We start from the raw sequence: 13471 nt of genomic DNA on the forward strand, positions 1-13471 counted from the left end.
TGGCGCCGATTATAGCCTTACAGGGCTTCTGCGACCCGCTCGGCAATGGCCAGGCTGGCGGTGAGTCCTGGCGATTCGATGCCGAACAGGTTGGCCAGGCCCGGCAGGCGGTGGTCGGCAGGGGTTTGGATCAGGAAGTCGGCAGCCGGTTCCCCGGGCCCGCTGAGCTTGGCGCGCACGCCGGCATAGCCGGGTTGCAGGCGGTTCGCATCGATTGCCGGGAAGTAGCGGGCAATGGCAGCGGCGAAAGGCGCGCGCAGGTCCTCGTCGACTGCGTAGTCGAGCGCATCCAGCCAGCGCACGTCCGGGCCGAAGCGCAGTTGGCCAGCGAGATCGAGGGTGGCATGGATGCCCAGGCCGGCAGTATTGGCCTCCGGCATCGGGTAGATCAGCCGGGAGAACGGCGAGCGCCCGCTATAGCCGAAGTAGCGGCCCTGGCACAGATGCAGTGGCGGCACTGGCAGGCCTTCGATGGTGCTGGCCAGGCGCTGGGCGAAGGGGCCGCCGGCGTTGATCACCCGTTGTGCGCGCAGGGTAAAGATTTCGCCGGCGCTGTGGCCGCTGGCGATCCAGGCGTCGCTGTCGCGCTGCAAGCGTTCGACGCGGCTGTGCAGCGCCAGTTGTGCACCGCGACTCTCCGCCACCGCCAGCAGCGATTGCAGATAGGCATGGCTGTCGATGATGCCTGTGCTCGGCGAGAGCAGGGCGTGGACACCACGCAGGGCGGGTTCCAGCTCCCGCAGGCGCGACCGGTTGACGGGTTGCAGATCGTTCACGCCGCTGGCCTCGGCATTGCTGGCCAGCGCCTCGAGCTTGCCGATTTCGTTCTCCTGCACCGCCACCAGCAGTTTGCCGATCCGTCGATGCGCCACGCCGTGCTGGTTGCACCAGGCGTACAGACGTTCGCGACCCTCCAGGCACAGCTCGGCCTTGAGCGAGCCGGGCGGGTAATAGAGGCCGGCATGAATGACCTCGGAGTTGCGACTGGAGGTGTGGCTGCCGATCAGCCCCTCCGCCTCCAGAATCAGCGTATCGGGCCCGCCCAGGCGGGCGGCGCAGGCCAGGCCGAGGGCGCCGGCGCCAATGATCAGGGTGTCGACTTCGTGCATGGCTCTATCGCTGTGTTTGCTGGTTGGCGGGAGCATAGCAAGAGCTGCGTTGCGCTTTCCGGCATGGGCGCGTCGGTCTGTGCAGCGGATCCGACCATCGCCGGTAGCCGTTGCCGCCCCGGCACGCCTATAATGCTGGCCTTTTTCCGTTAGCAATTCGTGGAGCTGGTGATGGCCGAACGTACGGCATTCGTCGAGCGCAACACCCTGGAGACCCAAGTCAAGGTCTCGATCAACCTGGATGGCACCGGCAAGGCCAAATTCGATATTGGCGTGCCGTTTCTCGAGCACATGCTCGACCAGATCGCCCGTCATGGCCTGATCGACCTCGATATCGAGTGCAAGGGCGATCTGCATATCGACGACCATCACACCGTCGAGGACGTCGGCATCACCCTCGGCCAGGCTTTCACCAAGGCTATCGGCGACAAGAAGGGCATGACCCGCTACGGCCATTCCTACGTGCCGCTGGACGAAGCGCTGTCGCGCGTGGTGATCGACTTCTCCGGTCGTCCCGGCCTGCAGATGCACGTGCCGTTCACCCGCGCGGTGGTCGGCAACTTCGACGTCGACCTGTTCCAAGAATTCTTCCAGGGCTTCGTCAACCACGCGCTGGTGTCGCTGCACATCGACAATCTGCGCGGGCACAACACCCACCACCAGATCGAAACCGTGTTCAAGGCCTTCGGCCGCGCGCTGCGCATGGCGGTGGAGCTGGACCCGCGCATGGCCGGGCAGATGCCCTCGACCAAGGGCTGCCTGTAAATGCAGACGGTAGCCGTAATCGACTATGGCATGGGCAACCTCCACTCGGTGGCCAAGGCGCTGGAACACGTCGGCGCCGGCCGCGTACTGGTAACCAGCGACGCCAAGGTGATCCGCGAGGCCGACCGCGTGGTGTTCCCCGGCGTCGGTGCAATCCGCGATTGCATGGCTGAGATCAGACGTCTGGGCTTCGACGAGCTGGTGCGTGAAGTCAGCGCCGACCGTCCGTTTCTCGGCATCTGCGTCGGCATGCAGGCTTTGCTCGAACGCAGCGAGGAGAACGATGGCGTCGATTGCATCGGCCTGTTCCCCGGCCAGGTACGCTTCTTCGGCAAGGACCTGAGCGAAGACGGCGAGCGCCTCAAGGTGCCGCACATGGGTTGGAACGAGGTCAGCCAGGCGGTGAAGCACCCGCTGTGGCACGACATCCCGGAAAATGCGCGCTTCTACTTCGTGCACAGCTATTACATCGAGGCCGGCAAGCCGCAGCAGGTGGTCGGTCGCGGTCACTACGGCAAGGACTTCGCCGCGGCATTGGCCGAGGGCTCGCGCTTCGCCGTGCAGTTCCACCCGGAGAAGAGCCACACCCACGGCCTGCAGTTGCTGCAGAACTTCATCGCCTGGGATGGCCGCTGGTAATGGCCCGCAACAAGGCTCCCAGTCTGGCGCTCGAGCCTGCCCAGGAGCAGGCTGCGCTGCTGATGCTGCAGCGTTTTCTCGATGAGCGTTTCGAGCTGCAGCTAGGCACCTTCGAGGTGCAGGAAGTCCTTGACCAGATCACCCGCGAGCTGGCGCCGCACTATTACAACAAGGCGATTCTCGATGTGCAGGCGCACCTGAAGGACAGGTTCGAAAGCATCGAGAGCGACCTCTGGGCGCTCGAAAAGAGCTGAGTGCCTTACCGAATTCAAACTTGAACAGGTTCAACCGATGCTGATTATCCCCGCTATCGATCTCAAGGACGGCGCTTGCGTGCGTCTGCGTCAGGGCCGCATGGAAGACTCCACGGTATTTTCCGATGACCCGGTGAGCATGGCCGCCAAATGGGTCGAGGGCGGCTGCCGTCGTCTGCATCTGGTCGATCTGAACGGCGCCTTCGAAGGCCAGCCGGTCAACGGCGAAGTGGTCACTGCCATCGCCAAGCGTTACCCGAACCTGCCGATCCAGATCGGCGGCGGCATTCGTACCCTGGAGACCATCGAGCACTACGTGCGCGCTGGCGTCAGCTACGTGATCATCGGCACCAAGGCAGTCAAGGAGCCGGAGTTCGTCACCGAGGCGTGCAAGGCCTTCCCCGGCAAGGTCATCGTCGGCCTGGATGCCAAGGACGGTTTCGTCGCCACCGACGGCTGGGCGGAAGTCTCCAGCGTGCAGGCCACCGACCTGGCCAGGCGCTTCGGGGCCGACGGCGTGTCTGCCATCGTTTATACCGACATCGCCAAAGACGGCATGATGCAGGGCTGCAACGTCGAAGCAACCGCCGCGCTGGCCGCTGCCAGCCGCATCCCGGTGATCGCTTCCGGCGGTATCCACAACCTCGGCGACATCGAAAAGCTGCTGCTGGCGCGTTCGCCCGGCATCATCGGCGCCATCACCGGCCGGGCCATCTACGAAGGCACCCTGGATGTGGCCGAAGCGCAGGCCTTTTGCGACAACTTCAAAGGTTAAACCGTAGGGCGGGTGAAACCCGCCACCACTGACGCAATCTTTATCGGTGGGTTGCACCCACCCTCCGGGAGCTCCGTATGGCACTGGCTAAACGCATCATCCCTTGCCTGGACGTGGACAACGGCCGCGTGGTCAAGGGCGTCAAGTTCGAGAACATCCGCGATGCCGGCGACCCGGTGGAAATCGCCCGCCGCTACGATGAGCAGGGCGCCGACGAGATTACCTTCCTCGACATCACCGCCAGTGTCGATGGCCGCGACACCACACTGCACACCGTCGAGCGCATGGCCAGCCAGGTATTTATCCCGCTGACCGTCGGCGGTGGGGTGCGCAGCGTGGCGGACATCCGCAATCTGCTCAATGCCGGCGCCGACAAGGTGTCGATCAATACCGCCGCCGTGTTCAACCCCGAGTTCGTCGGCGAGGCCGCGGCGCGCTTCGGTTCGCAGTGCATCGTCGTCGCTATCGACGCCAAGCGCGTGTCCGCGCCGGGCGAGCCGGGCCGCTGGGAGATCTTCACCCATGGCGGGCGCAAGCCGACCGGCCTGGATGCCGTAGCCTGGGCGAAGAAAATGGAAGACCTCGGTGCCGGCGAGATCCTGCTCACCAGCATGGATCAGGACGGCGTGAAGAGCGGCTACGACCTGGGTGTGACCCGCGCCATCAGCGAGGCCGTGCGCGTGCCGGTGATCGCCTCCGGTGGCGTCGGCAACCTGCAGCACCTGGCCGATGGCATCCTCGAAGGCAAGGCCGATGCCGTGCTGGCGGCGAGCATCTTTCACTTCGGCGAATACACCGTGCCGGAAGCCAAGGCTTACCTGGCCAGCCGCGGTATCGTCGTGCGCTGATCTGTCGCGCCGCTGGGGGCTGTACAGCAGCCCCGAGTGGCGTTGTCATTTGCCTGAATCGCCCGATTGACGCTGCTTTCGCTAAAAGCTGCGGGCGAGTCGACGGCAAAGTGCCAGCGATCCGGCTAGCATGAGCTCATATCCCTTCACTCTGCTTCTCCGCGCTTGCGGAGGGCTGCTTTTTGCCGAGCATTTTCGACACGGAGTCTTCATGTTCCTTCTTCGATTCGTGACCATCCTGGCCCTGACCTGCGGCCTCAGCCTCGCCCGTGCAGAACCGCTGGTGCTGCTCACGGAGAATCTGCCGCCGTTCAACATGTCGGTCAGTGGCAACAACTTCGCCCGGGACGACAACGTCACCGGTATCAACGCCGATATCCTGCGCGCCGTCTGCGAGCGCGCCGAGGTCGACTGCCAGATGATCCTGCGTTTCCCCTGGCGCCGCGTGTACCAGCAGACGCTGGACGATGTCGGCTACGGCCTGTTCTCCACTGCACGCACCGCTGAGCGTGAAAACCAGTTCAAATGGGTCGGGCCGCTGGCCAACAACGAGTGGGTGCTGTTCGCCCGCGGTGACAGCGATATCCAGCTGGCCTCTCTGGACGATGCGCGGCGTTACCGCATCGGTGGCTACAAGGACGATGCCAAGACCCAGTTCCTGCTTGACCGCGGCTTCGAGGTGCAGACGGCGCTGCGCGATAACGAGAACGTGCACAAGCTGGCACGCGAGCAGATCGATCTGTGGGTCACCTCGAATCAGGCTGGGCGGTACATGGCGCGCCAGGAGGGTATGCAGGACCTCAGGGTGGTACAGCAACTGCACACCGCTGAACTCTACCTGGCGCTAAACCTGCAAACCCCGGATGAGCTGGTGCAGAAGTTGCAGAGTGCATTGGATTCGCTGCGGGCCGAGGGTGCGTTGAAGAGCATCGAGGCACGCTATTGAGGCACACTGCCAGTAATCGCTGGGCCGGGGAGGGCATGGCGGTTATCCTGACGCGGTCTGCCTTTTATTAGAAAGAGAAATGCCATGTTCAAACGCCTGTTGATCGCGCTGGCCGGCACCCTTGTGGTGCTTGCCGGCGCCGCACGCGCCGAAGTCGACCCGGACTACACCGTGGTCCTGCTGACCGAGAACTTCCCGCCCTACAACATGGCCATCAATGGCAAGAACTTCGCCCAGGAGGACAATATCGACGGCATCGCCGTGGATATCGTCCAGGAAATGTTCAAGCGCGCCGGGGTTCAGTACAACCTGACCCTGCGCTTCCCCTGGGACCGCATCTACAACCTGGCGCTGGAAAAGCCCGGCTACGGCGTGTTCGTGACCGCGCGACTGCCGGAGCGCGAGCAATTGTTCAAGTGGGTCGGCCCCATCGGTCCGGACGACTGGGTGATGCTCGCTCAGGGCGACAGCCCGGTCACACTGTCCAGTCTCGACGATGCCAAGCGATACCGTATTGGCGCCTACAAGGGCGACGCAATTTCCGAATACCTGACCGAAAAGGGCGTCGAGCACAGCACCTCGCTGCGCGACCAGGAAAACGCGCGCAAGCTCGAGACGGGGCAGATCGATCTTTGGGCTACGGGTGACCCGGCCGGTCGTTACCTGGCCAAGCAGGAGGGCATCTCCGGCCTCAAGACCGTTTTGCGATTCAACAGTGCCGAGCTCTACCTGGCGCTGAACAAGGAAACGCCTGACGAGATCGTCACCAGGCTGCAGGCGGCCCTGGATAAGATGCGCGCCGAAGGCTTCGTCGAAAAGACCCTGAACAGCTACCTGTAAGCACCGAACATGCGACCGGCCACGTGCCGGTCGCTTGCCATGGATGGCAGCGCCACCGAGTGCCGATGACCGGGCTCGGGCCCATGCAAGGATGTGGCTAGCCATAACCACAAATCACGCGAGCGGTACGTCTTATGCTGAAAACTCTGAAGAAAAGCCTGTTCGTCGCCCTGTTTCTCACCTCCGGCTTCGCCCATGCGGAGCTGCCGGCGGACTACAAGGTGGTGCTGCTGACCGAGAATTTCCCGCCCTTCAACATGGCGGTGGACGACAAGAACTTCGCCCGTGACGACGGTATCGATGGCATCAGCGCCGACATCGTGCGCGAGATGTTCAAGCGTGCCGGCATCGATTACACCCTGACCCTGCGCTTCCCCTGGGATCGCCTCTATCGCCTGACCCTGGACAAGCCCAACTACGGCCTGTTCTCCACCACCTATACCGAAGAGCGCAAACCGCTGTTCAAGTGGGTCGGCCCGCTGGCCAAGACCGGCTGGGTGCTGCTCGCCGCGCCGGGCAACGACATCAGGGTGTCGAGCTTGCAGGACGCCGCCAAGTACCGCGTCGGTGCGTACAAGAACGATGCGGTCAGCCAGCATCTGGAAAGCCAGGGGCTGGAGCCGATCAACGCCCTGCGTGACCAGGAGAACGTGAAGAAGCTGGTGCGCGGGCAGATCGACTTGTGGGCCACCACCGACCCAGTCGGCCGCTACCTGGCCAAGCAGGAAGACGTCAGCGGCCTCAACACCGTGCTGCGTTTCAATGACGCCGAACTTTACCTGGCGCTGAACAAGGACACCCCGGACGAGGTCATCGAGCGCCTGCAGAAAGCGCTAGACGAGATGCGTGCCGACGGCTTCATCGACGACATTACCGAGAATTATCTGTAACCGGTTGCCGGGCACAGGCTCGTGGCTCGCGGCGCGCGCCCTGCGGGTCGCGTGCCAGGCAGGGCGGGCGTGACCCGCGACGGATAACGCGCTGGGTTATACCCGGCCTACATGAAAACGCCGCAATTTCGCGAGGAAATTGCGGCGTTTTTCATTACCGGTCGGCTCAGTTGCCGCGCGTGACGCTCAGGCCCTTGAGCAGGTTGAGTGCCTGGCTCAATTGGTAGTCGTCGTCCTGCGGGCGCTCGGTGCGAGCGGCCTGGGCGATTCGGCTCGGGCGGTCCGCACCGCCGTTGCCATTGCCCAGATGGCCCTGCAGATCGGCTTCCTTGATGCCTTCAGCGTCCTGCTCGCGGGTGACCTTGGCGCGTGCCACCTCGATATCGGGGACGATGCCCTGAGCCTGGATCGAGCGGCCGTTGGGGGTGAAATACAGCGCCGTGGTCAGCTTCAGTGCGCGGTCGTTGTTCAGCGGCAGCACGGTCTGTACCGAGCCCTTGCCGAAGCTGTCGGTGCCCATCAGTACCGCGCGTTTGTGATCCTGCAGGGCGCCGGCGACGATTTCCGAGGCCGAGGCGCTGCCGCCGTTGATCAGCACCACCAATGGCACGCCTTCACTGGCATCGGCCGGGTCGGCGTTGAAGCGCAGCTCGGAGTTGGCCAGGCGGCCTTCGGTGTAGACGATCAATCCGTTCTTGAGGAAGTGGTCGGCCACTTCCACCGCAGCCTGCAGCACGCCGCCCGGGTTGTTGCGCAGGTCCATGACCAGGCCGCGCAGCTTCTTGTTGCCGTTCTCCTGGCGCAGCTTGGTCAGCGTCTTGCCGACCTCCTCGCCGGTGTTGATTTGAAACTGCGAGATACGCAGGTAGCCGTAGCCGTCCTCAAGCATCTGGCTCTTGACGCTACGCACCTTGATCACCGCGCGGGTCAGCGTCAGGTCGAACGGGCGGCCGCCGTCGCGCACCAGGGTCAGCTCGATCTCGCTGCCGGCCTTGCCGCGCATCTTTTCCACCGCTTCCATCATCGACAGGCCCTTGGTCGGCTGGCCATCGATCTTGACGATCAGGTCACCGGGCTGGATGCCGGCTTTCGAGGCGGGCGTGTCGTCGATGGGCGAAACCACCTTGACGAAGCCATCCTCCATGCCGACCTCGATACCCAGGCCGCCGAACTCGCCGCTGGTGCTTTCCTGCAGATCGGCGAAGGCTTCCGGCTCGAGGTAGGCCGAGTGCGGGTCAAGGTTGCTGAGCATGCCCTTGATGGCATTCTCCAGCAGGGTCTTGTCGCTGACCGGCTCGACATAGGCGGCCTTGATGCGGTCCATCACCTCGGCGAAGGTGCGCAGATCATCCAGCGGCAGCGGGGCCTTTTCGCTTGCTACCGCTGCTGGCGCGGGGGCAGGGTCGCCGGCATGCAGGGCTGGAACGCCGAGCAGCAGCCCGAGGGCCAGGGCCAGGCAGGTGGGGCGAAAGCGATGGGGCATGAAGACAACTCCTAAATGAATGAGGCGCTACCAGGCTGTTGAAAAACTACCTGCGTTGGCAATACTGCGTTAAAAACGGCCTCAGAATGCTCGTTTACAACTCGTAGACTCGAATGCGAGCCCAGTCCGTTCTTCGGCCGTTTTTGCGGTGCTACCATCGGTATTCTCTTGCCTGCCTCGCTTACGTTTTTCAGTAACCTGGTTATCCCTGCGCGCGGCACCACTGTGCCGGATCACTCGGGCGACCGTTCTGGCGAATGGCGAAGTACAGTGCCGATGCATCCTGGCCGCCGCTACTGCCGACGGTGGCGATGGGGTCGCCGGCCTTGACCACGTCCCCGGCATTCTTCAGCAGGCTCTGGTTGTGGCCATACAGGCTCAGATAACCATTGCCATGGTCGAGAATGACCAACAGACCGGCGCCACGCAACCAGTCGGCGAAAACCACTCGGCCGCCGTGCACGGCACGCACCTGACTGCCGGCGGCGGCGCCGATCAGCACGCCATCCCACTTAGTACGAGCGTCGCCGCCGCGAGGGGTTCCGTAGCGTGCTACCAATCGGCCATCGACCGGCCATGGCAACTTGCCGCGAGCGCTGGCGAAAGGCCCGCCGTAGACGGCGCCAGATGTCACCAGCGGGCCGCTGGGCTGGCTGCCTGGGCGCGCCTGCTCGGCCTTCTGGGCGGCCAGTGCGCGCTTGCGCGCTTCCTCAGCCTCGCGCGCCTGGCGGGCCAGGGTTTGCTCGATGGTCTTGAGTACGCGGCCCAGTTCGGCCTGTTCCTGCTCGCGCGCCTTGAGCCGCTGATCGCGGCTGGCGAAATCACGGTTGAGCTTGGCCAATGCCTGCTGGCGCTCCTTGCGCGCCTCGGCGAGCTTGGCGTGACGTTCATCGAGGCCCGCCTTCTGCGCCTGTAGCTGGGCCTGGTGACTGGTGATTTCTTCTTCGACGTTGGCCAGCTGGCGCAGGGTCTCGTTGAACGCGGCGAGCTGCTCGACACGCGCCTGGCTGAGGTAGTCGTAGTAGGTGAGGGTGCGCGAGAACTTTTCCGGGTTCTGCTGGTTGAGCAGCAGCTTGACGTATTCCTGGCGGCCGCTCTGATAGGCGGCGCGGGCCTGGATGGCGATCAGGCGTTGCTGTTCAGTACGCGCGCCCTGGAGTTTTTTTTTCTCCTGATCCAGGCGCTGGACTTCATCCTCGCTGCCCTTGAGCTCGCGCTGCAGTTCCTTGACCTGGTTTTCCAGGTCGCCCATCTCGGTCTCGGTCTTCTTCAACTGCTGCTGCACGCCGGATTTCTCCTGCTGCAGTTTTTCCAGCAGTTTCTTCAGCTCGGCGACGTCCTGGCGCGCGGCTTCCAGCTGGCGCTGGGTATCGGCGCGCTGATCGGCGATGGCCGGAGCGATCAGGCTGCTGAGCATAATCAGGGCAAGGATGCGAAGCATGGGCGAGGCGACACCTGGCGGAGTAGCGAATGGCGCTTAGTATGCCTAAAAAAGCAGCGGCAAGCTGCAAGCCACAAGCTGCAAGAAGTATGAAATCGGTGTGTAGCCCGGATGTAATCCGGCGGGAGATTTGCCGAATTGCATTCGGGCTACGATTCTTGCGTTCTATTCCAGTTCGACGATGGTCTTGCCGGTCATCTCGGCCGGTTGTTCCAAGCCCATCAGCTTGAGCAGGGTCGGCGCCACATCGGCCAGCACGCCGCCTTCGCGGATGCGCGCCGGACGCTGGCCTACGTAGATGAACGGCACCGGCTCGCAGGTGTGGGCGGTGTGCGCCTGGCCGGTGCATTCGTCTTCCATCTGCTCGACGTTGCCGTGGTCGGCGGTGATCAGCGCTTCGCCGCCGACCTTCTCCAGCGCGGCGGTGATGCGGCCGACGCAGCTGTCGAGGGTTTCCACGGCCTTGACCGCAGCCTCGAACACGCCGGTATGGCCGACCATGTCGCCGTTGGCGTAGTTGACGATGATCACGTCATAACGCTGGTTCTCGATGGCATCGACGATCTTGTCGGTGACTTCCGGCGCGCTCATTTCCGGCTTCAGATCGTAGGTGGCGACGTCGGGCGAGGGAATCAGGATGCGCTCTTCACCCTCGAACGGCTCTTCGCGGCCGCCGGAGAAGAAGAAGGTGACGTGGGCGTACTTCTCGGTCTCGGCGATGCGCAGCTGGGTCTTGCCGTTCTTCGCCAGGTATTCGCCGAGCACGTTGGTCAGGGCTTCCGGGGCGAAGGCGCTGGGTGCTTTGATGCTTGCCGCGTACTGGGTGAGCATGACGAAGCCGACCTGCGGCGCACGCTTGCGCTCGAATTCCTTGAAACCGGGTTCGACGAAGGCGCGGGTCAGTTCGCGGGCGCGGTCGGCGCGGAAGTTCATGAATACCACGGCGTCGCCGTCCTCGACCTGCACCGGCGCGCCGATGGTGGTGGCCTTGACGAACTCGTCGCTCTCGCCGCGCTCGTAGGCGGCCTGCAGGCCGTCGGTGGCGCTGGCGGCGTTGAACTGGCCGGCACCGTCGACGATCAGGTGGTAGGCCTGCTCGACGCGGTCCCAGCGGTTGTCGCGGTCCATGGCGAAGTAGCGGCCGGTGATGCTGGCGATGCGGCCCTTGCCGAGGCGGGCGAAGGCGGCATCGAGCAGCTCGATGGACGGTTGCGCGCTTTTGGGCGGGGTGTCGCGGCCGTCGAGGAAAGCGTGCAGGTAGATCTTCTCGGCGCCGCGCTTGGCGGCCAGTTCGGCCATGGCGACGATGTGATCCTGATGGCTGTGCACACCGCCGTCGGAGAGCAGGCCGAGGATGTGCACGGCCTTGCCGGCGGCGACGGCCTTGTCCACGGCCTGGTTGATCGTCGCGTTATCGAAGAATTCGCCGTCGCGGATCGCCTTGGTCACGCGGGTGAAGTCCTGGTAAACCACGCGACCGGCGCCGAGGTTCATGTGGCCGACTTCGGAGTTGCCCATCTGCCCGTCCGGCAGGCCGACGTCCATGCCGCTACCGGAGATCAGGCCGTGCGGGTAGGTGGCACGCAGGCGGTCGTAGACCGGCGTGCTGGCGGCGTGGATGGCGTTGTATTCGGGGTTGTCGCTGTGACCGAAGCCGTCGAGGATGATCAAGACCAAGGGTTTTGGCGTGGCACTCATTAAACTGGCTCGCTCTGCGTCTGAGGGGCAAGGGAACAGCCCGGCATTTTAGGGCCAAGCGCCTGGCGCGTCACTGCCAGACGGGGTTTGGCCGACCTGTGGGGCTGTGTATACTGGCCGGCATTTTACCGTCCTGGGCCATATAGATGTTCGCCAACCTGATTGAATTCATCATTAATCACTACGTCCTGGCAGGAATGTTCGTCGTTCTGCTGGTGCTGCTGATCGTCACCGAAATGCGCAAGGGCGGGCAGAGCCTGTCGAGCCGCGAACTCACCGCGCTGGTCAACGGCGACAAGGGCGTGGTGCTCGATGTGCGCGCGCAGAAGGACTTTTCCGCCGGCCATATCGTCGGCTCGCTGCACATCCCTTATGACAAGGTGGCTGCGCGTATCGGCGAGCTGGAAAAGCACAAGGCCAAGACCATCGTCGTCGTCGACGCCATGGGTCAGCACGCCGGCAGTATCGCCCGCGAGCTGAAGAAGGCCGGCTTCACCGCCGCCAAGCTGTCCGGTGGCATCGCTACCTGGCGCGGCGACAACCTGCCGCTGGTGAAGTGATATGAGCCACGTGGTCATCTACTCCAGCGACTGGTGCCCCTATTGCATTCGCGCCAAGCAACTGCTGGCCAGCAAAGGGGTGGACTTCGAAGAAATTCGTGTCGACGGGCAGCCGGCCATCCGCGCAGAGATGACCCGCAAGGCCGGGCGCACCTCGGTGCCGCAAATCTGGATCGGCAGCACCCATGTCGGTGGCTGTGACGACCTCTATGCCCTGGAGCGCGCCGGCAAGCTCGACGCGCTGCTAAAGAGCCCCGAATAATCCCACTATTTAAGGAAGACAAGGCCATGACCGAACAAGCAAACAATCCAGCTGCCGCCGCTGACGAGCAGAGCCCGCAATTTTCCCTGCAGCGCATCTACGTCAAGGACCTGTCCTTCGAAGCGCCGAAGAGCCCGGAAATCTTCCGTCAGGAGTGGACGCCGAGCGTCGGTCTGGACCTCAACACCCGCCAGAAGGCCTTGGAAGGTGACTTCCATGAGGTGGTGCTGACCCTGTCGGTGACCGTCAAGAACGGCGAAGAAGTCGCCTTCATCGCTGAAGTGCAGCAGGCCGGTATCTTCCTGATCAAGGGCCTCGACGCCGCCTCGATGAGCCACACCCTCGGCGCCTTCTGCCCGAACATCCTGTTCCCGTACGCCCGTGAAGCGCTGGACAGCTTGGTGACCCGTGGCTCGTTCCCGGCCCTGATGCTGTCGCCGGTGAACTTCGACGCACTGTACGCCCAGGAGCTGCAGCGCATGCAGCAGGCCGGCGAGACCACTGTTTAATAAGCCGCGTCTGGTTTCAGGAAACGCCGCGATTGCATCAAGCAATCGCGGCGTTTTCGTTTGTGCATCGGCGTGGGTGAGTCCATGTCCGCGGATCGGGGCAGAAAGCTTCGCGGTCAAGACCGCTCCCACAAGGTTCGCGCAAGCCGGCAGTCCAGTAGGCAAGCCGCGCCAGGCCGTTTTTGTGGGAGCGGACTTGTCCGCGAATTGGGCAGGAAAGCTTCGCGGTCAAGACCGCTCCCACAAGGCTCGCGCAAGCCGGTAGTCCAGTAGGCAAGCCGCGCCAGGCCGTTTTTGTGGGAGCGCTCTTGTCCCCGAATTGGGGCCGGCAAGCTTCGCGGTCAAGCACGCTCCCTCAGGGGTCGCGCAAGCCGGTAGTCCAGTAGGCAAGCCGCGCGAGGCCGTTTTTTTGGGTGCGGCCTTCTCTGCAAGTTGGGGCGGCACCGCTTCGC

Annotated in this window: 15 protein-coding genes; 11 read left to right on the forward strand and 4 right to left on the reverse strand. The window is 63.7% G+C overall.

What is annotated here, in order from left to right; translation table 11 throughout:
* Positions 1-17 precede the first annotated feature (17 nt).
* Positions 18-1109 (reverse strand): NAD(P)/FAD-dependent oxidoreductase, encoded by a 1092-nt coding sequence (locus tag B3P22_RS10735; RefSeq protein ID WP_296270973.1) that lies wholly within the window; start codon positions 1107-1109, stop codon positions 18-20.
* A gap of 171 nt (positions 1110-1280) precedes the next feature.
* On the opposite strand from B3P22_RS10735, the gene hisB reads away from it, so the two are divergent.
* From hisB to B3P22_RS10775, 8 genes are all read left to right on the forward strand, one after another.
* Positions 1281-1874 carry an imidazoleglycerol-phosphate dehydratase HisB gene (hisB, locus tag B3P22_RS10740; protein ID WP_099526028.1) on the forward strand — a complete coding sequence of 198 codons (594 nt, stop codon included), beginning with the start codon at positions 1281-1283 and terminating at the stop codon, positions 1872-1874.
* Positions 1875-2513: an imidazole glycerol phosphate synthase subunit HisH gene (gene hisH / locus B3P22_RS10745; RefSeq protein WP_197859244.1), complete on the forward strand. Its 639-nt coding sequence runs from the start codon at positions 1875-1877 to the stop codon at positions 2511-2513. It abuts the gene before it with no gap.
* Positions 2513-2767: a DUF2164 domain-containing protein gene (locus B3P22_RS10750; RefSeq protein ID WP_024309931.1), complete on the forward strand. Its 255-nt coding sequence runs from the start codon at positions 2513-2515 to the stop codon at positions 2765-2767. The genes hisH and B3P22_RS10750 overlap by 1 nt, the downstream gene beginning before the upstream one ends.
* Before the next feature lie 37 nt (positions 2768-2804).
* Positions 2805-3542, forward strand: coding sequence for a 1-(5-phosphoribosyl)-5-[(5-phosphoribosylamino)methylideneamino]imidazole-4-carboxamide isomerase (hisA, locus tag B3P22_RS10755; RefSeq protein WP_296270974.1), 738 nt, complete (start codon positions 2805-2807; stop codon positions 3540-3542).
* Positions 3543-3619: 77 nt separating this feature from the next.
* Positions 3620-4390 carry an imidazole glycerol phosphate synthase subunit HisF gene (gene hisF, locus B3P22_RS10760; RefSeq protein WP_197859247.1) on the forward strand — a complete coding sequence of 257 codons (771 nt, stop codon included), beginning with the start codon at positions 3620-3622 and terminating at the stop codon, positions 4388-4390.
* A gap of 211 nt (positions 4391-4601) precedes the next feature.
* Positions 4602-5336 (forward strand): substrate-binding periplasmic protein, encoded by a 735-nt coding sequence (locus B3P22_RS10765; RefSeq protein WP_296270975.1) that lies wholly within the window; start codon positions 4602-4604, stop codon positions 5334-5336.
* Between the two features lie 84 nt (positions 5337-5420).
* On the forward strand, positions 5421-6176 hold the full coding sequence (locus B3P22_RS10770; protein WP_296270976.1) for a substrate-binding periplasmic protein: 756 nt from the start codon (positions 5421-5423) through the stop codon (positions 6174-6176).
* A 134-nt stretch (positions 6177-6310) separates the two neighbouring features.
* Positions 6311-7066 carry a substrate-binding periplasmic protein gene (locus B3P22_RS10775; RefSeq protein ID WP_296270977.1) on the forward strand — a complete coding sequence of 252 codons (756 nt, stop codon included), beginning with the start codon at positions 6311-6313 and terminating at the stop codon, positions 7064-7066.
* A 166-nt stretch (positions 7067-7232) separates the two neighbouring features.
* Here B3P22_RS10775 and B3P22_RS10780 read toward each other — a convergent pair whose 3' ends face one another.
* From B3P22_RS10780 to gpmI, 3 genes are all read right to left on the reverse strand, one after another.
* Positions 7233-8549: a S41 family peptidase gene (locus B3P22_RS10780; RefSeq protein ID WP_296270978.1), complete on the reverse strand. Its 1317-nt coding sequence runs from the start codon at positions 8547-8549 to the stop codon at positions 7233-7235.
* Positions 8550-8751: 202 nt separating this feature from the next.
* Positions 8752-9990 carry a murein hydrolase activator EnvC family protein gene (locus B3P22_RS10785; RefSeq protein ID WP_296270979.1) on the reverse strand — a complete coding sequence of 413 codons (1239 nt, stop codon included), beginning with the start codon at positions 9988-9990 and terminating at the stop codon, positions 8752-8754.
* Positions 9991-10155: 165 nt separating this feature from the next.
* The gene (gene gpmI / locus B3P22_RS10790; RefSeq protein WP_296270980.1) at positions 10156-11688 is read right to left on the reverse strand and encodes a 2,3-bisphosphoglycerate-independent phosphoglycerate mutase; all 1533 of its coding nucleotides are present in this window, start codon (positions 11686-11688) and stop codon (positions 10156-10158) included.
* 146 nt (positions 11689-11834) lie between these two features.
* On the opposite strand from gpmI, the gene B3P22_RS10795 reads away from it, so the two are divergent.
* The 3 genes from B3P22_RS10795 to secB are packed head-to-tail and all read left to right on the forward strand — an operon-like array spanning position 11835 to position 13019.
* Positions 11835-12248 carry a rhodanese-like domain-containing protein gene (locus B3P22_RS10795; protein WP_296270981.1) on the forward strand — a complete coding sequence of 138 codons (414 nt, stop codon included), beginning with the start codon at positions 11835-11837 and terminating at the stop codon, positions 12246-12248.
* Between the two features lies 1 nt (position 12249).
* Entirely contained in the window at positions 12250-12510 is a 261-nt protein-coding gene (gene grxC, locus B3P22_RS10800; protein ID WP_296270982.1) for a glutaredoxin 3, read from the forward strand.
* A gap of 26 nt (positions 12511-12536) precedes the next feature.
* Positions 12537-13019, forward strand: coding sequence for a protein-export chaperone SecB (secB, locus tag B3P22_RS10805; protein ID WP_296270983.1), 483 nt, complete (start codon positions 12537-12539; stop codon positions 13017-13019).
* The last annotated feature ends 452 nt before the right edge of the window (positions 13020-13471 follow it).

It is taken from the genome of Pseudomonas sp. UBA6323 (assembly GCF_002439135.1).
Taxonomy (GTDB): domain Bacteria; phylum Pseudomonadota; class Gammaproteobacteria; order Pseudomonadales; family Pseudomonadaceae; genus Aquipseudomonas.

What these genes read in the sequence shown, in the direction of transcription:
- B3P22_RS10735 (WP_296270973.1), bottom strand. Translation starts at nt 1,109, where the DNA reads ATGCACGAAGTCGACACCCTGATCATTGGCGCCGGCGCCCTCGGCCTG.
- hisB (WP_099526028.1), top strand. Translation starts at nt 1,281, where the DNA reads ATGGCCGAACGTACGGCATTCGTCGAGCGCAACACCCTGGAGACCCAA.
- hisH (WP_197859244.1), top strand. Translation starts at nt 1,875, where the DNA reads ATGCAGACGGTAGCCGTAATCGACTATGGCATGGGCAACCTCCACTCG.
- B3P22_RS10750 (WP_024309931.1), top strand. Translation starts at nt 2,513, where the DNA reads ATGGCCCGCAACAAGGCTCCCAGTCTGGCGCTCGAGCCTGCCCAGGAG.
- hisA (WP_296270974.1), top strand. Translation starts at nt 2,805, where the DNA reads ATGCTGATTATCCCCGCTATCGATCTCAAGGACGGCGCTTGCGTGCGT.
- hisF (WP_197859247.1), top strand. Translation starts at nt 3,620, where the DNA reads ATGGCACTGGCTAAACGCATCATCCCTTGCCTGGACGTGGACAACGGC.
- B3P22_RS10765 (WP_296270975.1), top strand. Translation starts at nt 4,602, where the DNA reads ATGTTCCTTCTTCGATTCGTGACCATCCTGGCCCTGACCTGCGGCCTC.
- B3P22_RS10770 (WP_296270976.1), top strand. Translation starts at nt 5,421, where the DNA reads ATGTTCAAACGCCTGTTGATCGCGCTGGCCGGCACCCTTGTGGTGCTT.
- B3P22_RS10775 (WP_296270977.1), top strand. Translation starts at nt 6,311, where the DNA reads ATGCTGAAAACTCTGAAGAAAAGCCTGTTCGTCGCCCTGTTTCTCACC.
- B3P22_RS10780 (WP_296270978.1), bottom strand. Translation starts at nt 8,549, where the DNA reads ATGCCCCATCGCTTTCGCCCCACCTGCCTGGCCCTGGCCCTCGGGCTG.
- B3P22_RS10785 (WP_296270979.1), bottom strand. Translation starts at nt 9,990, where the DNA reads ATGCTTCGCATCCTTGCCCTGATTATGCTCAGCAGCCTGATCGCTCCG.
- gpmI (WP_296270980.1), bottom strand. Translation starts at nt 11,688, where the DNA reads ATGAGTGCCACGCCAAAACCCTTGGTCTTGATCATCCTCGACGGCTTC.
- B3P22_RS10795 (WP_296270981.1), top strand. Translation starts at nt 11,835, where the DNA reads ATGTTCGCCAACCTGATTGAATTCATCATTAATCACTACGTCCTGGCA.
- grxC (WP_296270982.1), top strand. Translation starts at nt 12,250, where the DNA reads ATGAGCCACGTGGTCATCTACTCCAGCGACTGGTGCCCCTATTGCATT.
- secB (WP_296270983.1), top strand. Translation starts at nt 12,537, where the DNA reads ATGACCGAACAAGCAAACAATCCAGCTGCCGCCGCTGACGAGCAGAGC.